Raw genomic sequence first — 20827 nt, 5'->3', positions numbered from 1 at the left:
CTCGAATATCTCGAGCGTCCCGGGGGATTTTTTATTAAATCACTTACTTATCTGATTATTTGTAAGCCTCGCCTTTTACAGCTGCGATACCCGGAAGGACCTTACCTTCGATAGCCTCAAGAAGAGCGCCACCACCTGTAGAAACGTAAGATACGCCGTTAGCCAAACCGAATTTGTTAACGCAAGCAACAGAGTCGCCACCACCTACTAAAGAGAAAGCGCCGTTCTTCGTAGCCTCAACGATAGCCTCACCAACCGTACGAGATCCGTGCGTGAAGTTCTCGAACTCAAATACACCCGTAGGACCGTTCCAAAGGATCGTCTTAGAGTTCTTGATAACGTCAGCGTAGATAGCCTCGGTCTTCGGACCTATGTCAAGACCTTCCCAACCATCAGGAATCTGATCTACCGGAGCGAAATCAGTCTTAGCGTCGTTGCTGAAATCGTCAGCGATCTTAGCGTCAACAGCCAATACCAAGTTTACGCCTTTTTCTTTCGCTTTCTTGATCAAATCAAGAGCAAGATCCAGCTTATCGTCCTCGCAGATAGACTTACCGATCTTACCGCCTTGCGCTTTCGTGAAAGTATAAGTCATACCACCCGTGATGATCAAGTTGTCTACCTTGTTCAACAAGTTCTCGATGATCTCGATCTTGGAGGAAACCTTAGAACCACCCATGATAGCGGTGAACGGACGTTGGATGTCGTTCATAACCTTATCGACAGCCTTCACTTCTTTTTCCATCAAATAACCGAACATCTTGTTGTCCGTATCGAAGTAGTCAGCGATCAAAGCCGTAGAAGCGTGAGCACGGTGAGCGGTACCGAACGCGTCGTTTACATAGCAGTCAGCGTAAGAGGCCAATCTCTTCGTGAACTCTTTCTGGCTTTCTTTAACGGCTTTCTTGGCAGCCTTCTTCTCCTCGTCAGAAGCGTCTTCAGCCAAACCTCTTGGTTTGCCTTCTTCCTCAGCGTAGAAACGAAGGTTCTCAAGCAACAAAGCTTCGCCCGGTTGCAAAGCGGCAGCCTTAGCGCCGGCTTCTTCGCCAATACAGTCGTTTGCAAACTGAACATCTACGCCTAACAACTCAGAAAGGTGCTTCAATATGTGCTTTAAGGAGAACTTATCAGTAGCGCCTTTCGGACGACCTAGGTGAGAACCGATAATTACGCTACCACCATCCGCTAAGATCTTCTTTAATGTAGGAAGAGCGGCACGCATACGAGTGTCGTCGGTGATGTTGAAGTTTTCGTCCAATGGAACGTTAAAGTCAACTCTTACAAATGCCTTTTTGCCGGCAAAATTGAAATTGTCAATTGTTTGCATAACTATTGTATTTAATGTCTGTATTAAAATGTTCCTTTAATCGCTTGCAAACTTACATAAAATATTTTTATTTGACCGTTTGCGCTTGCTTTAAATTTTATACCAATTTGAAACGTAGCCGTAATCTCCCGTCGGCATAGTCGTAATTCAACAGCTTGAAATGTCCGATCTCGGATGTATTCGCCACGTGCGATCCGATACATGCGCAGGCATCGTAATCGCCTATGCGTACGATACGTAATGTATCGCTGGCATCGTCGGGCAATTTACTTAAATCCACGATATCTCCGGCCTCTTCTTTCGGCATGAACTCGATGGTTACGGGCAGGTGCCGGTCGATCACCTCGTTTATCTTCTTCTCAACCTCGGCCATGACCTCCGCACTGGGCTCTTCCGCCAATAGATAATCGCATTTAGACTTCTTCCTCTCTATGTGTGCGTTCTTGGATCTGGGACATCCGAACATCCGTACCATTGTCTGGTTTAAGATATGTTCCGCCGTGTGCATAGGAGGATACTCTTGCTTGTTGTGTTCGTTCAGTTGGATTTCTTGTTTCATATATTTGATGTTTTGATTGTATTTCGTGAAAAATATGCTCAAATGTACGAAATAAATCTTTAGTTTTGTAAAGTCATAGAAAACACCTTAAAGGAACGATATGCCAGCTAAGCGCTTATTTGGAATAATATCCATCATATTTCTCTTTGTTACCTGTATATCATGTAAATCCTCTACAGACTTATCGGAGGAGAAGCGTATACTCGTGATTCAATCTTACGAAAAACATTTTCCCGCCTATGAGAAGATGAAGGAAATCATGTCGAGTGATTTGCGGAAGAAGGGGATACATGCGAGTGTCTATTCTTTTTATTTGGATTGTGAGCAATATTCGGAGAAGCAACAGCGACAGAAATTATTCAAGAAACTGAATGAGTTATCGACATGGAACCCGGATATTATTCTGGTCAATGACGATCAAGCCTTGAACGCTTTGATAAGTAGCAGGCATCCCCTCGCTAAATCGATCCCGGTCGTGTTTATGGGGGTTAGTTATCCCAATATCCCGATCATCCGGAAATATCCGAATATGATGGGCTTTTATGATAAACCGGATTATAAGAGGAATATAGAATTGATACGGCGGCTTGTTGGTAATTGCATCGTCATAAGAGTCTCGGACGATACCTTTCAGGATAATATGATGCTGGCGGACATGAATGCGCAGATTCAGGATATTTGTGCCGTGAACAATATATATTCCTTGGATCGGGTACGTTTATCCGGAAAGAACGGGATTTCGATATCGGATATACCTAAGATAAAGCCGGATACGATGTATATAAGCACACTCAGTACGAAATCGGCGAATGCCCTGATTAAGGGATTCGGCGAGAATTATTATAATAAAGCGTATCTGGCAACCAAGAGGGATTATATGACAATCTCGTTGGGGCGGCTCAGCGCCTTTCCATGTTTCTCCGTGATCAATGAGTTGATCGGAAATCAGAATGGCGTAGTTGGCGGGTATGTAACTGTCTTTAAGGATGAGGTAGAGGCAGCTGTAAACCGGGTCGTCTCTATCTTGAAAGGAACGCCCCCGTCCGATTTTCCGCAAATCGAAGAGAGTAACAAGGCTTATGTTTTTGATTACGGTGTGTTAGAACGATGGAGCATTGATAGTAGTAAATTGCCGGAAGGAGCTATTATCGCGAATATGCCGTTTGTCGTTCAATATAAATATTATATATGGGCTGCCGGCTTTATTCTGGTGGTGATGTTGCTTCTGCTTTTTAGTTACCAAAGAAAGCGATATATACAGGAGGCTTTACATAAGAAGGATGCGCAGGAGAAGTTAAAAAGGGAGAAGACTTTTCTTTCTTTTGCGTTGGATAGCGGCAACATTTTCGCTTTTCGGTATAGCAAAGGGGTATTCGAGTTTGATAATAGATTCTACCATTACTTAGGTATGCCCTGTGTGCCGATGAAAATCGAGGAGTTTCAGGATGCTATACATCCTGAAGAACTGGATAATTTCCTTCGAGACCGGAATCTGCTGGATAGTGGCTTTCTTTCCCGGAAAGTGACGCAACGTCGTTGTAACTTTAATAAGAAGGGGTATGAGTGGTGGGAATTTCGCTATGCCCAAAATAAGAATGAGAAAGATTCGGTTTCCGATGACGAAGCTGTTGAGGTAAGTGGCTTATGCTTGAATATCCAGCGGATAAAAGACACGGAGAATAGCCTTATAGCCGCCCGCCGGAAAGCGGAGGAATCCGATCGGATGAAATTAGTCTTTCTGGCGAATATGAGCCATGAGATACGTACGCCTCTGAATGCGATCGTAGGCTTCTCCCAATTGCTCAATTCGGATATGCCTTTGGAACCGGAGGAAAAGGCGGAGTTTATAGATCTGATTACCAAAAACAGTGACCTGTTGCTTAAGCTGATCAACGATATCTTGGATCTATCACGCATAGAATCCGGTAGCATGTCTTTCTCTTATGAGAACCTCGATCTGAGTAAACTGATGGGAGATATCTTCCATACGCATCAATTGATGATGCCGGAGGGAGTGGAGTTAAAGATAAGGGTTCCCCATGAACCTCTTATCATCCGTTCGGATCATTTCCGGTTGACGCAGGTTTGTACCAATTTCATTAATAATGCGGTGAAGTTTACCGCTAAGGGATATATCGAGATCGGATACGAACTTAGCGCAGATGGAAAATCGATCCTTATTTCCGTGAAAGATACGGGTAAGGGCATTCCTGATGATAAAAAGGAAAAGGTATTCGAGCGTTTCCAGAAACTGGATGAGTTTGCTCAAGGTACAGGCTTGGGGTTAGCGATCTGCCAGAGTATCGTTCATACGTTTCATGGAAGCATATCGTTGGAATCCGAGGTTGGCGTAGGTAGTAAGTTTACGATCTCGCTACCTTATACCCCGGGATTGGAGCTGGAGGAAAGAACTTAATTACCTTCGATGAATCGTTTATTGGCTCTCGCTTCTTCCTGCCATTGGGGGATGACGGTTTCTAAAAACTTTTGTTTGGCCTGTTGCTCGGCTTCCATATCGAGGCCGATATATTGCTGGGCTTTCGCTTTTGTGGAGATATCCGGCATCGGAACATCTTGGGTATAGCCTAGCTGCGCTAAGACCTTCATGATCTGGATGCGGGCTTGGGTAGCCTTATCGAGTCCGCTGCCCAAGATACGTGTGACTTCTTGGGGCGCGTGGAAAGCCGCCCCGTGTGAGGCCACGGCGAAGTCCCAACGCCATTGTGCCTGCCGGAGCAGTTTTAATACGTTTTTCATTTGAGATTCCGTAGCGCCTTTGTCCCAAGCGAATTTCGCTTCTATATGGGCTTTTGTCAATTCTTCCTCTACACGCATGCGTATGGCGTAGACTTTGTTTTGCCGTTCATAAACATCCTTGCGTAAGGTCTCCTCACTTTCCCGGTGGCAGGCTTGGCAAGTACGGTCTATCATCGCCAACGGGCTTTTGATATGATGGTTGTTGTACCGGTTCTCATCTTCCCCGACAGCAGGCATATGGCATTCTCCGCAGGAAACGCCTCTTTGCCCGTGAATGCCCATCTGGAATAACTCGAAATCCGGATGTTGCGCCTTTATCAAATGTGCCCGGCTTAATTTATGGGTGAAATCGGTGAAGTTTATGCTGTCGTAATAGGCTTCTATATTTTCTACCGTATAACCTTGATCCCAAGGTAAGGTTAGTATACGATCTTCTCCTTGGAAATAATATTCGGCGTGGCATTGGGCGCATACTAGAGATCGCATCTCTTGCTCGGTTGCGTCCTCTATACGTAATCCGTTGCGCTTATAGGCACTTTTCAAGAATGAGCGGGTCACGCGCAATCCCATGCTTTGCGGTTCATGGCAGTCTGCGCATCCGATTGGATTTACGATCTCGTTGCCTAGCTCCGCCCATTTCTTCTTATATAAGGTCTTGGCATCGGTGGTCGTTAATAAGCGGGGTATGTCCGGACTTTTACATGCCCAGCATGCGGCAGGCTGGGGGCCACTCGTCGGGGTCATGGGAGAGCCGGTCCGCAGGCTTTTGTATAGATCTTCTATGGAATACATATGCCCTCTGGGACTTAGATAATCTTTGGAGAAAGCGTATCCTGCCCATAATACCACCATTACGGGATGTTCGGCCAAGATATCAGCTTGTTGGTTCCCATTAAACAAACTGCGGAAAGTCGTGTCCGAGGTTTGTTTCCAACTTTGGTACTCATTGGAATAACGAAGGTCTATAGAGTCGCTGTTTTGTTGATCTATTGGCTGATCATCGGTATCGTCGATGAATTTGATGCTATCTTGTCCGGTAACAGTGGTACGTAAGATCACTAATACGATAATGACGATTAGACTTATGGCTATAGAAGTTTTATAGTGTGCTTTCAAGTGTTTACCTTTTATCTTAAATAAAATATTCTTTGTATTAACTGCGAATATATGAATAATAATGATACGACCGGTAGAAATTGAAAAAATCCTTATTTCATTGCTTCCGAAGACGCTGAATGAAATAAGGATTCTCAAGTGACTCGCATAGGATTCAAACCTATAACCTTCTGATCCGTAGTCAGATGCTCTATTCAGTTGAGCTAGCGAGCCAATCTGTAAATGAATTTGAATATTCAAGTGACTCCTAAAGGATTCAAACCTTTAACCTTCTGATCCGTAGTCAGATGCTCTATTCAGTTGAGCTAAGGAGCCAAGATATATTCTATTGCTATCTTCGAATGGTGACCGCGACAGGATTCAAACCTGTAACCGGCTGATCCGTAGTCAGCTACTCTATTCAGTTGAGCTACGCGGCCATTGTTTCGTGATTGCGAGTGCAAAGGTACGTTTTTGTTTTAAATATGCAAACGTTTCGACTACTTTTTTGCGAATTTAATCTAACATTTTTGGATTGAAGATCAGATAACCAATGTTTAAGCCAAAGTTGAAATTCTCCTTCGGATAACTGTATCCGTTGGCGTACAGACTTATACATAAAAATGGCAATTGCAATACGACCGCCGCTTCACCCATATAATTAAACGAGTGCAAAAACTTACCATAATGTGGGATTCCGACATACGGGTTGTTTTCCGGCACCGTCTTTTGTATTTCATAGAGCGGAGCGAAGCCATACATATCCAACCGGAAGTGCAGAAGCTTGCTTAACTTCAAGATCGGGGAAAGCCCGAAAGCCACATATTGGTTCGCCCGGAACGCCTCGTTGAATACAATCTCGCTATGGGGTGTCGGGGTAAACGCCGGGGCCTGTAATACGCTAGCCGTATAGTTATTCATGAGGTTCTTGCTGGATATGACCATTTCCGCCAAATAACCTAAGTTGAAACGGTTGCTCAGCGTCTGGTATTGGTTCCAGCGCCCTTTCAGTTGCAGCCAGCTATGCACTTTGCGACCAATCGGGGCTTCCGTCGTGGCGGAAGTGGGGGATGGAGTGTACTTCTCCGTACCGGTTACGTATTGGGCGATTAGGAATTGCTGCTTTCCGCTTATCGGGTATTGTTTGGTGTTGAGTGAGTTTTGCTCGATACTTAACGAACCACTGAATAAATCGTACCAGCTATGGTCGAAAGAGGCGTTCGGGAAAGGTATCGTGGTGCTCTGCAAATAGAAATCGTTCAACCGTCCGTAGGCGAACCCGATCTCCGCTTTCGCGTGGTTGAGGAAGGGGAAGCCTAATTTTAGTTTCATGTACAGTTCTTTCTGCTTAATCATGGCGGGCACTATATCCTCATAAAAGAGGGATTGGCTTTCCGTATATTTCTTGTCCGAGAAGACTCCTTGCCAATTTAAATAAGTGGGGATTTGCGTTTGCAGGTACATCCGGCCACTCAACATGACACCACTAAAGGAGTTACCCACTTGAAAGTTCGAGTTTACGTCGGCGGCGAACCGTCCCAGATATTGATACCCCAATCCTAGGTATAATTGATTCGCTTGATGAGACGATACGTTTCCACCGAAGCCAACCGTGATCTCTTCTTTCATCTTCACGTCCAGATAAAGATCGAATTTCTTCTCTTTCCGGTTATAAACGGCATGCGGCATGATTTCCCTAATCTTGGAATAGGTCAGCATCTTGAAATAAGCCCGCTTGAACTCTTCCATGGAGAACTCGTTATTGATATCCCTGTGTAATTGGGCCTCTATGTATTTACGCTGGGCCTCGGATACGCCCGTCACGTAAATATTGCGGAAGATCAGCGGGGGAAGGTTCTCTTTATAGGCTTTTCTTCTTTCGGTAACCTCATTTAAAGGCACTTCCCGGGGAACCCGTTGCTTGATGGAGTCGATCATGGAAAGGGTACGTTTATAACCGATGTCCATAAGCTCCTTGCCTTTCTGGAAATCCAATAAGGAGACGGTAGGGAAACTGAATTTAATCATCATGCCATCTTCTTCCGGTACCTCATAGTCGGTCTTTTGCATGATCATGGTCTCGATCTGGTTATAAGGATTCTCCGAAGGCTTTTTGTTCCCTCCCGATACTGTCGATCCGAAAATGAAATCCGGGTGGAACGCGTCTTTCATCGGGCCTACCGGGAAATTATCGTAGATACCTCCATCGAATAAAGGAATACTGTCTTTCCATATGGGCTGGAAGAAAAACGGGAAAGTCATGGAGGCACGTACGGCGTCTCCCAGATCCCCATTCTTAAAGATGATCGGCTTTTTAGTATATATATCCGAGGCCACGCAACGGAAAGGGACAAACAGGTTGTCGAAATTCCACCCCGCCTTTGCCGTCGCCTGCGAGAACAAGGCCATGAACGCCTGATTCATCTGTATGGGATTGATCAAGCTTTGCGGTAAGAAGCTAGCCTTGATCTGTAGGGAATCGGACATATCGATGGAGAAATGCGCAAATTCCGGGGTCGGGTAAGGCTCCTTGAAATAATAGGTATATTGCTCCTCCACCGTACCTGTTTGCCAATAGGCGAACTCCTTGGAAAGCATCAGCTCCAGCATCTCCTCGGGGGAATACCCCATAGCGTATAAACTACCGATAATCGCCCCGATGGAGGTACCGGTAATGTAATCGATCGGTATATTATTTTCTTCCAGCGCCTTGATCACTCCGATATGTGCCGCTCCTTTGGCACCGCCGCCACTGAGTACCAACCCTACTTTCTGGGCGGAAACAATCTGAATGGCAGCAAGGAATAAGGCTATGATAACTGTTATTTTCCTCATATGAACCCAATCTGTTTTTCTTCTCCAAATGTAAGAAGTATTTCTTTAGAAACATAAACATTTTGTTTTTTCGTATTGTTGAGTTATCAATACAATTAAAACAGATGATGTTATGAAAGAGAAAGAATTGAATAGGGAAGAGCGGAATAAGACCGTTATGGAGACCGGTGCTTTGGTCATGGCTGAGTTTTATGCGGATTGGTGCCCTCATTGCCAGAAAATGATGCCGATCGTGAAGGAGTTCAAGGAATTGGAGAAAGGAAAATTAGAAGTGGTACAAATCAATATCGAGGAGGAGAGCGCTCTTGCCGATTTGTATACGGTGGAATCGATTCCTACTTTTATCCTGCTACGGAAAGGGGAGGCTTTGTGGAGACAATCCGGCGAGATGAGCTTGGATAGGTTGCGGAAAGTGGTCGAGGATGTCGTGGGCTGAAACTAAAAAAACCGTTCCCCCGAGAAGGAACGGTTTTTTATATATGTGAGGATTGGTTTATCCGATCAGTTCTACGCTACGTTTGATGAATTGGCTTAAGGCCTCTCCCTTCAGCATACCGTTTCCTAACAAAGCAAGGTCGATCAACTGACTAACTGTCTTGTTCGTACCGGCGTACTCGGCCAGAACTTGGTTGCGTTGCTCACGAAGCTCATCCAGCTTATGGTTGGTGTTGGTCATATCCTCTTTCTCTTGCGCCGTGATCTCATCTTCTTTCTTTTTGCTTTGAGCCTCACGTAAGTCGGCTTGACGAGCCTCCCATCCTTTGATATCGCTAAGGATCGGTTTTAACTTCTCGTCGCAAGCTTGCTCCTCTTCTGTTAATACTTTCTTGATCAACGGATGATCCGTATTCAATACGAAGTTGAAGCTATCCGGCATCTCGCCATAGAAAGACATACCCGGTTGCATAGCGGAAATCTCACGCATTCTTCGCATATACTCGCTTTGTGTCAACATGACAGGGTTCGCGTTTTCGCCCAATGCCTCGAATGTTATGTAGAACTCGGTCTTGTTCAATTTCGGCATCTGACTCTTGAATACTTCCTGCATGGCCGTTTTCTGCTCCTCGCTCAAGGTTACCTTATTCGAGTCTTCCTTGCGGATCAGGTTATCGATCGTATCGCTATCCACACGAACGAAGCGGCTCTTCTCGAACTTCTGCTCCAATTGTCCGATCAAGTGTACATCCAATTGTCCGTCCATTTCCAAGACGCTGTAACCTTTGTCCTTTGCGGCTTGTATATAGCTGTATTGCTCGTCTTTATTGGTCGTATACAGATAGATTAAGTTACCCTCTTTGTCTGTTTGGTTGTCCTTGATTAAATTCTTGTATTCCTCGAAAGTGAAGTATTTGCCCTCGACGTCCTTGAATAAGGCGAACTTAGCCGCACGGTCGTAGAACTTCTCATCAGTCAACATACCGTATTGGATGAATAGTTTCAAGCTATCCCATTTCTCCTCGAACTGCGGACGGTCGTTCTTGAAGATCTCTTCCAAGCGGTCTGCCACCTTCTTCGTGATGTGGTTGGAGATCTTCTTCACGTTCTGATCGCTTTGCAAATAGGAACGGGATACGTTCAACGGGATATCCGGCGAATCCAATACACCATGCAATAATGTCAAGAACTCAGGAACGATACCCTCTACGGAATCCGTAACGAATACTTGGTTGCAATATAACTGGATCTTGTTACGATGCAAGTCGATATTGCTCTTGATGCGAGGGAAATATAAGATACCGGTCAAGTTGAACGGATAGTCTACGTTCAAGTGAATCCAGAACAACGGCTCATCCGTCATAGGATATAAGTCACGATAGAACTTCTTGTAATCCTCGTCGGTCATATCGGCCGGTTTGCGAACCCACGCCGGTTTGGTGTCATTGATTACGTTATCTTCGTCCGTATCTACATATTTGCCATCCTTCCACTCTTGCTTCTTGCCGAACGCGATAGGAACCGGTAAGAAACGGCAGTATTTTGTCAACAAGCCATTGATCTTGTCCTTGTTCAAGAAATCTTTATTCTCGTCGTCTATATACAGGATGATATCGGTACCACGATCCTCTTTCGTCGTTTCCTCCAAGGAGTATTCCGGCGTACCGTCGCAGCTCCATTTCATGGGAACAGCGCCTTCTTTGTACGATTTCGTCACAATCTCTACTTTCTTGGAAACCATGAAAGAGGAGTAGAAACCAAGACCGAAGTGACCGATGATAGAAGCGGCGTCGTTCTTGTATTTCTCAACGAACTCCTCGGCGCCGGAGAAAGCGATCTGGTTGATGTACTTATCGATCTCCTCGGCTGTCATACCGATACCCCGGTCAGAGATCGTGATCGTTTTGTCATCGAACTTAACCTGTACGGTCAAATCACCGAGTTCGCCTTTAAACTCGCCTACGGAAGAAAGCGTTTTTAACTTCTGGGTAGCGTCTACCGCATTAGAAACAAGTTCACGAAGGAAGATTTCGTGATCACTGTATAAGAACTTCTTGATAATCGGAAAGATGTTTTCCGATGTTACTCCGATGTTACCTTGTTTACTGCTCATAGTCTGAATATCTTATTATTTTTATTGTTATTTTGTGCGTATTCCTGATCCTGATCATTCTCAAGATCTGCCTATTCCTATACAAAACGAATGCCAAAATGTTTCGGATAAACTATAAATGACAAAAAGGCAGATGCCGGCTGATAGATTTGCAGCCGGGCATAGTTTGATCAAACCATATCATCTCCTGTCTTGGCGAATGTAACACGGATGGTTTTATGGAATGGGATAAAGCGGGATACGATCGCTATGCATAAGGAGATGACTAATAAATACCCCAGTATCTCTTTTAACGCCAATAATAAGCTTTGTTGCTGTAACGTATTATAGAGTGTATTGGTAGCCATTTGCGCTGCCTCGTCGTAGGGATGCCCTTGGGTCAAGGCATTGCCAAGCGCTTGGTTATAGCGTGAGGCGGCTAGAGGATCGGCCAGCGTAACGGTTTCTGATAAGGAATACATATATTTTTGTTCCAAGCGATATAGTATATTACTGTAAAAAGAAGTCGCCATGATGGGGGATAATACCGAACGGAAAATGATGAGAAAGAAAGCGTTTGACAATAAATATTTAGGATTTAAATCTTCCACGGCAAATAAGGCGAAAGCTATGATAAGAACCATCATGCCCAATCCCCTGAGGAATATAGGAAAGTAGAGCATCTCGTATCTGCTATCCGGTGAGATCCCGAAATAAAGGCTCCCGAAGAACAGGACGAAACAACTCATTCCTCCCGCTATCAAGAAACGAAACCGCCAACGTTGCCACCGGAACCACCAAAAACAGATGAACGCCCCCAAGACATATCCCGGAAGCAAATAAGTATAAAGGGAATAGGTATGGGTACTGTCTACCTTTAAGATACTGGTCAGGTAGCTGGTCAACAAGGTAGTCGAAGTACTGAAAAACATGACAAGCATCATATAGAAATAACCGATAATGGCTTTCGGCTGGTATAAAGGCGCCAGATTCACGTACGGACGTTCCGAATGATATTGATACCAAATAAATAAAGCGATCAATATCGGGGCGATCATGATATAAAGGCAAATCTTGGGGGATGCCATCCAGTCGAGTACTTTCCCGTAATTAATGACATACATAAGCATTAACAATCCGGTGGATATGATGAACATTTCCCGGATGTGTAGATCGGCCAAGGGGATGGACTTGATCGGCCGGTTATGGCGGAAGCAGATGATTACCACTACTATGGCCAATAAAATCATTAGCATCATGAAGTAATACATATATTTCCAGTCGTAATGGTAGGCTAACTGTGCGGTAACAAGCATGGACGCTTGTCCCCCTCCGAAAACAAAAGGATAGAAGTAGGAGTAGAATTGGCTACGTATATTTTTAGGGCTGAATATCTTTTGTGCGTACCGGATAAACCACAGCATGAGAAACCCTTTCAGGAAACCGATCGCGAAACTACAGACGATCAATATGTCGGCGTTCTGGGAGCGGGCACAGATCCAGCTTAAGAAGAACTGGGCGACTAAATTCGCTAACAATAAGAATTTTATAGAGAAGGCTTCTAATATCTTCGGAATAATCGGATAGGATACCGCCATTCCCGCCGCTGCCGCGTAATATCCCATGGTTATATCCTCGGTGTTCGTGCCTAGCGTGTTTGATACCTCCAGCATACTGCCGGTGTACGAACCGTTTAGCATCGTAACCGGAAGGATAACGATGAAGATGCAAATCAATCCTAACCAGTCCGGCACCCATTGGCGGATCGGTGCCCCAAGCTCTTTCATCGTGATCATTTGCGTAAGGCTTCTGTTTCAACCATCATGCCTGCTCTTAAGTATTGCGTATCTTCTTGCGATAGATTTTCCAAGTCTATCCGTACCGGGATACGTTGTTGTACCTTGACGAAGTTTCCGGCGGAATTGTCGGTCGGGACCAATGAGTATTTGGAGCCTGTGGCGTCGGAGATTGCGGTTACCTCCCCGTTGAATATCTTTCCCGGCAACGCGTCTACCTTGATACGTACTTTTTGCCCGATATAGATGTGGGGGATCTGGGTCTCCTTGTAATTGGCCGTGATCCATTTGTCTTTATCTCGTACGAGGTAGGATATCGTTTGTCCGGCTTGCACGTATTGTCCGGGCTCTAAGGTCCGTCTGCCTACATGACCGTCGTAAGGGGCGGTTATAACGGTATAGGAAAGGTTTAACCTCGCTAAATCCAGATCCGCTTCTTTTCGTAAGATCGCCGCCTCGGCTCCTGTTGTCTTCTTGCTGGTTTCGGTGAATTGGGAGAAAGCGGCTTTCTTTTGTTCCACCAACGCCTGATATCGGGCTTGCGCCGCCTCGAAAGCGGCTTTGGATTGCTCGTATTGTTGCTCGGGGATCGATTCTTCTTTCAGCAGCCGCTCGAATCGGTGATAATCCTGTTCCAGTTGCCAAAGCTTGGCTTTAGCCTCGGCGATGTTGGCGTCTTGTACGGCGATGTTCGTATGGGAGGTCTCGATACCGGAACGAAGTACGTCTTGTGATCCTTGGGCATCGATCAACGCGGCCTCTGCCTCTTTTACCTTGATCCGATATTCCCGATCGTCCAGTATGAGAAGTGTGTCCCCTTGGTGAACGTACTGGTGTTCCTTGAAACGGACCTCTTTTATGTAGCCGGAGGCACGTATATTTAGTGGGGCGATATATTGGTCCACAAAGGCATCGTTTGTCACCTCATAATTGATGTAACGCCAGAAATAATTGGCTGTCCACCAAATGCCGGAACCGGCTAAAAGGATACATATGGAGTTTAATACTATATTCCGTGTCCTTACTTTCTTTAGTCTTTGATGTTTCTCTTTTAATTCGTTTGCCATAGTCGTTGTTTCTTTTTAGAGACGGCCGCAAGCCTTCTGTAGTTGATAGTAAGTGTAAATCACGTGGGTACGGGCATTCGTGAGCTGTAGCTCCGCGTTGAGGAGAACCGAGTTCGCGTCGAGTAAGTCGGTTAGGATCGCCAATTGGTTTAAATACCGGTTTTGCATGATCCTATAGTTCTCTTGAGCTTGCCGTACGGATAACTTCAAGGCTTCCACTTCTTGTAGAGCCTCCTTATGACGTAAGAATGCGGTGCGTACTTCCATACGGATTTTCTGCTTTTTCTGTTCCTCCTCGTTTTTATGTAACGAGACCATCCATTTGCTTTCCTTTATCTTATGGTTGTTTTTATATAAAGAGGATAAAGGGTAGGAGAGCGACAGCCCTATGTTCCAGTTGTTATTGTACATATCCGCTAATGTTCGGGAGACTGGACGTGCCAATGTGTTCGACGCATATAGCGATAGGCTGGGTAGCGAGGAGGCTTTAGTCAAACGTATATCATTTTGGGCTAACTCTGTTTGTTTCCGGAGTAGACGTATCGCCGGATCATTGGAATAGGCTTGGGCTACATAATCTTCGTAAGTTTCTAAAGATACGGTTTGGTCCAGTAACGTGGTATCTGGTTTGAGCAATAGATTTTCATCGAGACCGATCAGGATATCCAATTGCTGTGATACCAGTATGAGGCTATTATCCGTTTCTTGCAAGGATAGGCGGTCGTTGGTTAATTGCATCTCGCTTCTTAATACGTCGTTATTGGTTATCAGTCCCTCTTTTTTCATACGCCGGATATCTTGCAGGCGGCGTTCCGATTCCTCGATATTACGGGAAAGCACCTCACGTTGTTTAAACAGGCTGAAAAGACCGATGTATTGGTTTAATAGACCGAGCTTGATCTCACTCTGGTCTGTGAGCGTTTGTAAAGAGGCGACTTCTTTCTCCAGATCCGCTTTCCGAATGGAATACCGGATTTTACCGCCTTGATATATCGGTTGGGTAAGGTCGATGGCATAGTTCTGGGACCAATCGGGCGCTTCCGGGCGAGTCGGATGGGCGAGTCCTTGCTCAAAGAGGATCGGTTGCCCTACATATCCACCTTTCAAGCCGATTTGCAGGTCTGGCAATTGTGCGGAACGTGCCGTATGGGTTCTCTCTTGCGCTATCGATTCTTTTAAGACGTCTGCTTGGATCTGCAGACTATGCCGTACGCCTCTCTCGAAAAGCTGGTCGATGGTCAAAAAGAGCGAATCGGTTTGGGCGATTGCCGGAAATGTAGCGACCGTCATACAAAAGAGGCTCAATACGTGCTTTTTATATATTCTCAAGGACATTATGTACTGCTTTTAATTCGGATAACATGGTTTCTACGTTCTCTATTCCGATAATATGCTCCGCATGTACATAAACCTGATCAAGGATCGGGCGAATTTGCTTTTTGAATTCTTCTCCTTCCGGGGTTAGGAAAACCAGTTTGTTCCTCCGGTCCTCGGGATCTTCTTTCCGATGGACGTAGCCTTTCTTCTCTAAATTGTTCATTAGGTTTGTCAGACAAGCCTTATCCTTTGCCGTTCTCTCTGCCAAGACCTGTTGGGTGATACCTTGTTCGTGCCATAGGCAACTCAAGATTTGAAGCATCTCAAATGTTATACCGGCGTTGTTCTTTTTCAGCGTTCGTTGCATAGACCGACGAAATGCCATGCGTGTGCGGACAACTTGTAACATAAGTTCCCGGAATTCTTTACCTTCTACCATTACTTATAATTCTTTTAAACTTGCTGGGCGCGAAGATAGCGTTTTTTCTCGGATTAGTCAAATATTTAACTAATTAGCGTCTCGCTAATAAAGTATGTTTGCCATCTAGGTGGCACAGCTTTGCCATCGGCGTGGCACGGGCTTGCCATCACTATGGCACGGGTATGCCATCAGCGTGGCACAGCTGTGCCAAGGCGATGGCAGATGTTGGCACAGTATGTGTATGAAAGACAGGTGTATAGAATGAAGGCGTAACAAACCCGTGGAGTGATTCGTTACGCTTTCTGTTTAGTTCTCGTTTACGAGTTTAAGATGCATTCTTCTTTATCCAAACGCCTCCTTCAATTGCTTCACCCATCGCTCGATTCGTTTGTCGGTTTGATCCGGTTGGTTTTCCAAATCGAGGACTAAGCCTAGTAGTTTGCCATTTTTCAAGGCTTTGGAGGCATTAAAGAAATAATCATCCGAAGAGGTCTCGCCTACTAAAGTCGCTCCACAGGAGGTGAAAGCGTCTGCCAATATGCCGACTCCATCGGCGAAATTATCCGGATAATTCGTTTGATCTCCAAGACCGAAAATAGCGACCTTCTTATTTTTAAGGTCTAAAGTGACCAGTTCCGGGATGATCTCGTCCCAATAGGTGGGAAGCTCGCCATCGAACCAAGTAGAGGTTCCTGCGATTATATGGTCGTAAGCCTCGAAATCTCTTTTCCATGCGCTTTCAATAGGGATGATATCGATCTGATCCTCCCCGAAAGCTTTTCTTATTTTATTGGCGACAAAGGTTGTTTTCTCTGTGCCCGTTCCGTAAAATAATCCTGTTTTCATTGTGATACTTTTAAAGATTTAACGAATGTGGATCTAATAAAGCAGCAGTTCTTTTGCCGCATGATAGATGGTCTCCTCGTTGGGGAGGATGGCCCGTTCCAAGACCGGATGGAAACCAACCGGAGTGAATAGGGAACCTACCCGTTGGATCGGAGCATCCAAGTACTGGAATAGTTCCGAGCCGATGATGCCGGCAATTTCCGCTCCGAAGCCAGAGAAGACCTTGTCCTCATGTACGATCAATACTTTACTGGTTTTCTTCACCGAGTTGAAGATCGCCTCTTTATCCAATGGTATCAAGGTACGAAGATCGATAACCTCCAGTTCCCAGCCTTTTTCTTTGTAAAGAAGCTCGGCTACGTTGAGGCAAAGATGGGTCGTATTGCCATAAGTGATGATTGTCAGATCTTTTCCCGGACGGCGTATGCGGGCTTTCCCAAACGGAACCTCGAAATCCTCGGGGACAAAGGTGGAGGCTTCTACTGCGTTGTAGAGCGCTTTCGGTTCCAGATAGAGCGTAAAGCCTTTAGAACGCATACTCGTCCGCAACAGTCCGGCGGCATCATCTGCGAAAGAGGGATAAACAATCCGGGCACCGGGTAATGAGGTCAATGCGCCCTCAATGGTCTGGGAATGATAAAGCCCTCCTCCGATATAGCCTCCGGAGGCTAGGCGCAAAGTGATGTTTGGGGTAAATTGCCCGTTGCTGCGCCAATACTCATGCGTACATTCCACGTATTGCTCGACGGCCGGCCAGAAGTAATCGGCGAATTCCGCGCCCTCGATCACTACATGGATCTTCGGGTCAAAGCGGCACATACCGTTCGCTGTCCCTACGATATAATCCTCGGCGATAGGGGCGTTGAAGACTCGCTCGATACCGAATTCTTGCTGCATGCCTTTGGTGATGTTGAATACGCCACCCTTTTCTTTATTGGCTACATCCTGTCCCCAGATAAACGTATCCGGGTTGTGCCGGAACTCCGCTTTCAACGTCTTGTTGATCGCCGTAACTAGCGTTTCTTTCTCTCCTTCCTCGTTTTGAACACCTTCTTTGTATTTTTGAGGTTGATAAGGTTCCGGGAGGACGTAATCCTTGACGGTAGACGGATCGGGATCGGGGGCGGCCATCGCTTTCCGATTGGCGGCTTTCAGGTCTTTAGCCGCTAGATCCGCGATCTCTTTCAATTCTTCCTCGGTGAAACGTCCGTAACGAATCAGCATGCGATGGAATTTGTATAAAGGATCGGCGGATTTTACATAGGTAAGCTCGTTCTCATCACGATACAAGGTATGTTTATCGGAGTTTGAGTGGGAGCCTATCCGTACGCAATTGGCCTGAACGATTACGGGAGTCCGGTTGGCGATCGCGTACTCTTTGGCCTCGGTCATGGCATTCATGGAATCGAACACGTCTTTTCCATTGCAATGGATAATACGTAAATTCTTGAAGCCAGAGAAGTTATCGGCAACTTTACGATTGGCCGTCTGGTCCTTTTTGGGGACAGAGATACCATATCCATTGTCTTGGAAGACAAAGATAACCGGCAGTCGCTCATTGCTGGCGCCATTGATTGCCTCATACACATAGCCTTCGGAAGCGGCCGATTCACCGTGCGAGGTAATCGCTACGCCTTTCTGTCCATAGTAAACCATCGCCCGTGCCACGCCGGCGGCATGGAGATCGTGAGTCGCCGTAGCGGAAGAAACGTTCTCGATATGCCATTCCATCTTAGAGAAGTGGTTAGACATGTGGCGGCCGCCACTGGTCAGATCGGTCGCCTTGGAGATACCGTTCAGGATGATCTCCTCGGCAGTCATTCCCGCCGAGAGAACCGTCAACATATCCCGGTAATAGGGGAAGAGAAAGTCCGTGTCCTTATCGAATACTTGTCCCATGGCGAGTTGTATCCCGTCGTGCCCGGCATACGGGGCATGATAAGACCAGCCGAGAGATTGCAATAAATAGGAGGGAGCCTTCTCATCGATCGCCCTTCCGAGTGTCATAAGGTAAAACCATTTCCTGAGAGTCTCCTTATCTGTTGTTTTTATATCATACTTTTTCATGTTGTTCTATTATATATAATGTATTAAGCGTTCCAATTCTCTAGTTCGTCGGCGATGGAACGTAAAAAGGCTCCCGCCAAAGCTCCGTCCACGATACGATGATCGTAGGAGAGTGAGAGGTACATCTTGTGACGGATAGCGATCGTATCTCCCTCGGGCGTCTCTACTACCGCAGGCTTCTTCTCGATATAACCGACGGCTAGGATCGCTACTTGAGGCTGATTGATGATCGGGGTGCCGAACAGACTCTTGAAGGTTCCGAAATTCGTAATCGTGAATGTTCCGCCTTGGATGCTATCCGGGGCGAGCTTATTCTCACGGGCTTTAGCCGCCAAGGTATCTATTTGTGAGGCGAGGCCACTTAGGTTCAACTTATCGGCATCGTGTATAACCGGGACAATTAAATTTCCGTCGTTTAAGGAAACCGCTATACCTATATTAATAGGCTTCTTTAGGATGATATTGTAACCGTCCACGGATGAATTTACTAATGGATAGGCTTTCAACGCTTTGGCGGTCGCTTCGGTAATAGCCGGCATATAAGTTAGGTTGATGCCTTCTTGCTTGAAGAATTGATCCTTCACTTTTTTACGCCAGTTAACCAGTCGGGTCACGTCTACCTCGATAACCGACGTCACATGCGGAGATACTTTTTTCGATAATACCATATGGTCCGCAATGATCTTACGTACACGATCCATTTCTCTCACCTCGTCTCCTTGGGCGAGTGGAGCAGATGGAGTGGCCGCTGTCATAGGCATGGAAGGAGCGGTCGGCGGCGCTACCGTAATTGTTGGCGTGCTCGTAGCCGTTTGCTGCATGGAAGAAACAGGAGCCTGTTTCGGCTTCGGCATTTCCGTACCTTTATTTTTGTGATCGATATACGTTTGAATATCTTTCTTACTGAGACGTCCCAGATATCCGGTACCCGGAATATGATCCAGTTCATCTTGCGATACACCGGCAGCTTTCGCTAATTGCAATACGACGGGAGAATACCAACGATCTTCCTCTTGGGAATTCTTTGATAATTCCTCTGGGACGGGAGCGGGGACTTGTTCTTTCGGTTGAGGAGCCTCCGAGGTTTCCGGCTGAGCTCCGTTATCCTCTCCTTCACCTTCGATCTCAAGGATCGCTACGACTGTACCGACCGCTACGGTGTCTCCCTCATTAAAAAGAAGTTGTTTTACTTTTCCCTCAACGGGGGATGGAATCTCAGCGCTTACTTTCGCTGTGCTTACTTCGAAAAGGACATCATCTTCCTCTACGGTATCACCTACCTTTACCGACCATGAGATGATGGTTCCTTCTGTAATACTTTCGCCCAACTTAGGCATCTTTATCTCAAATGTAGCCATATTTTGATTTTTTAATTACTGTTATATAGTGGGGAGACGGGGCGTGCCCCGTCTCTACAAACGGTATATAATAAGAACAAAGATCAAGAAGGTAAGTTTCTGTATTATAGTGTATAAGTGTTAAAGTTCCAGCTGGCTGTAGCATATTTCTGCTCTTTAAGCCGATAGATGGCTTCCAAGTCTGCTTGCGTGAAGGAATAATCCTGTATGCCGGGATTATTGATCGTGAAATAGTAAAGAAGCGCTTTCTTAAAATGCTGGATGGAGATAGAAGCCGGAAGATGGGCGCTGATATTCGTGACCGGACTCCGTACAGATTTAACGAATGTCGATCGTTTACCTCCTGTTTTCTTTGGTGTTTGACGGGATGTACTTTTCAAGGAGGTGACGAGCCTATCCAGATCGGTGGAAAACAATAAGGTAGCATGGTGCATATACCGATTCTTATGGATACTCTGTGCGCTACCCGATATTTTAAATCCTCCGATAGTTAATCCTTTCCGTTCATCCACCTCGACATGTACTCCCAATGTCTTGAGAAAATTCATGATCTGGATGGTATATTTGTCGGTCTGCATAATCTGGCCGGTCTCTATAAATGTAAGATTCAGGTTTCCCGGATCATGGTAAACGGCACCACCACCGGAAAACCTGCGTGCTATCTTGATTTGTTGGTCTTGTACGAATTTGAGATTTACCTCGGCCCATACATCCTGATGCTTACCGATCACGATTGATGGTTCATTCTGCCAAAGCATGAAAATATTCTCTTTGAAATTCTTGAGCAGATACTCTTCGGCGGCCAAATTGAAGTATGGATCCGTTTGTGTATTGTGAATGCAAAGCATCAGGAAA

General features: G+C 45.7%; 15 protein-coding genes and 3 tRNA genes. 2 read left to right on the top strand and 16 right to left on the bottom strand.

From position 1 onward, the window contains the following. Positions 1-55: 55 nt before the first annotated feature. Together pgk and DWX84_RS06710 are read right to left on the bottom strand one after the other, a co-directional pair. Positions 56-1327, bottom strand: a complete 1272-nt coding sequence (gene pgk / locus DWX84_RS06715) for a phosphoglycerate kinase (RefSeq protein ID WP_005862970.1) — start codon at positions 1325-1327, stop codon at positions 56-58. Between the two features lie 97 nt (positions 1328-1424). After that, positions 1425-1886 (bottom strand): hypothetical protein, encoded by a 462-nt coding sequence (locus DWX84_RS06710; protein ID WP_008772406.1) that lies wholly within the window; start codon positions 1884-1886, stop codon positions 1425-1427. 100 nt (positions 1887-1986) lie between these two features. Between DWX84_RS06710 and DWX84_RS06705 the strand changes: the two genes are divergently transcribed. Then, the gene (locus DWX84_RS06705) at positions 1987-4302 is read left to right on the top strand and encodes a sensor histidine kinase (RefSeq protein WP_048928234.1); all 2316 of its coding nucleotides are present in this window, start codon (positions 1987-1989) and stop codon (positions 4300-4302) included. Here the strand turns inward: DWX84_RS06705 and nrfA are convergent. The 5 genes from nrfA to DWX84_RS06680 all read right to left on the bottom strand — a co-directional run bounded on the left by nrfA (position 4299) and on the right by DWX84_RS06680 (position 8573). Beyond that, positions 4299-5759 (bottom strand): ammonia-forming cytochrome c nitrite reductase, encoded by a 1461-nt coding sequence (gene nrfA, locus DWX84_RS06700; protein WP_005862965.1) that lies wholly within the window; start codon positions 5757-5759, stop codon positions 4299-4301. The two genes, DWX84_RS06705 and nrfA, sit on opposite strands and share 4 nt — an antisense overlap. Positions 5760-5898: 139 nt before the next feature. After that, positions 5899-5972 (bottom strand) — tRNA-Arg (locus DWX84_RS06695). A 28-nt stretch (positions 5973-6000) separates the two neighbouring features. Continuing rightward, positions 6001-6074 (bottom strand) — tRNA-Arg (locus DWX84_RS06690). A 27-nt stretch (positions 6075-6101) separates the two neighbouring features. Next, positions 6102-6178: transfer RNA gene (locus tag DWX84_RS06685), tRNA-Arg, on the bottom strand. A gap of 76 nt (positions 6179-6254) precedes the next feature. Next, positions 6255-8573: a patatin-like phospholipase family protein gene (locus DWX84_RS06680; RefSeq protein ID WP_008772403.1), complete on the bottom strand. Its 2319-nt coding sequence runs from the start codon at positions 8571-8573 to the stop codon at positions 6255-6257. A gap of 112 nt (positions 8574-8685) precedes the next feature. Here DWX84_RS06680 and DWX84_RS06675 point away from each other — a divergent pair, with 112 nt between their 5' ends. Continuing rightward, positions 8686-9009, top strand: coding sequence for a co-chaperone YbbN (locus DWX84_RS06675; protein WP_005862963.1), 324 nt, complete (start codon positions 8686-8688; stop codon positions 9007-9009). A 57-nt stretch (positions 9010-9066) separates the two neighbouring features. Here DWX84_RS06675 and htpG read toward each other — a convergent pair whose 3' ends face one another. The 9 genes from htpG to DWX84_RS06630 form a co-directional block, all read right to left on the bottom strand. After that, positions 9067-11121 carry a molecular chaperone HtpG gene (gene htpG / locus DWX84_RS06670; RefSeq protein WP_121960849.1) on the bottom strand — a complete coding sequence of 685 codons (2055 nt, stop codon included), beginning with the start codon at positions 11119-11121 and terminating at the stop codon, positions 9067-9069. Between the two features lie 170 nt (positions 11122-11291). Continuing rightward, positions 11292-12896: an MFS transporter gene (locus tag DWX84_RS06665; RefSeq protein WP_172618150.1), complete on the bottom strand. Its 1605-nt coding sequence runs from the start codon at positions 12894-12896 to the stop codon at positions 11292-11294. Next, the gene (locus DWX84_RS06660; protein ID WP_009017263.1) at positions 12893-13963 is read right to left on the bottom strand and encodes an HlyD family secretion protein; all 1071 of its coding nucleotides are present in this window, start codon (positions 13961-13963) and stop codon (positions 12893-12895) included. The genes DWX84_RS06665 and DWX84_RS06660 overlap by 4 nt, the downstream gene beginning before the upstream one ends. Positions 13964-13978: 15 nt before the next feature. Continuing rightward, entirely contained in the window at positions 13979-15298 is a 1320-nt protein-coding gene (locus DWX84_RS06655; protein ID WP_008772398.1) for a TolC family protein, read from the bottom strand. Next, the gene (locus DWX84_RS06650) at positions 15279-15719 is read right to left on the bottom strand and encodes a MarR family winged helix-turn-helix transcriptional regulator (RefSeq protein WP_005857644.1); all 441 of its coding nucleotides are present in this window, start codon (positions 15717-15719) and stop codon (positions 15279-15281) included. The genes DWX84_RS06655 and DWX84_RS06650 overlap by 20 nt, the downstream gene beginning before the upstream one ends. Before the next feature lie 324 nt (positions 15720-16043). Further along, complete coding sequence (locus tag DWX84_RS06645) at positions 16044-16547, bottom strand: flavodoxin (RefSeq protein ID WP_005857641.1); 504 nt, start codon at positions 16545-16547, stop codon at positions 16044-16046. A gap of 33 nt (positions 16548-16580) precedes the next feature. After that, positions 16581-18614 carry a thiamine pyrophosphate-dependent enzyme gene (locus tag DWX84_RS06640; RefSeq protein WP_005862955.1) on the bottom strand — a complete coding sequence of 678 codons (2034 nt, stop codon included), beginning with the start codon at positions 18612-18614 and terminating at the stop codon, positions 16581-16583. Positions 18615-18637: 23 nt separating this feature from the next. Continuing rightward, positions 18638-19972 (bottom strand): dihydrolipoamide acetyltransferase family protein, encoded by a 1335-nt coding sequence (locus DWX84_RS06635; RefSeq protein WP_121960848.1) that lies wholly within the window; start codon positions 19970-19972, stop codon positions 18638-18640. Positions 19973-20076: 104 nt separating this feature from the next. Then, positions 20077-20820: a lipoate--protein ligase family protein gene (locus DWX84_RS06630; protein ID WP_036630461.1), complete on the bottom strand. Its 744-nt coding sequence runs from the start codon at positions 20818-20820 to the stop codon at positions 20077-20079. Positions 20821-20827 lie beyond the last annotated feature (7 nt).

Source organism: Parabacteroides sp. AF21-43, from assembly GCF_003635435.1.
GTDB classification, from domain to species: domain Bacteria; phylum Bacteroidota; class Bacteroidia; order Bacteroidales; family Tannerellaceae; genus Parabacteroides; species Parabacteroides distasonis.
This window is presented reverse-complemented; position numbering and strand designations above follow the sequence as displayed.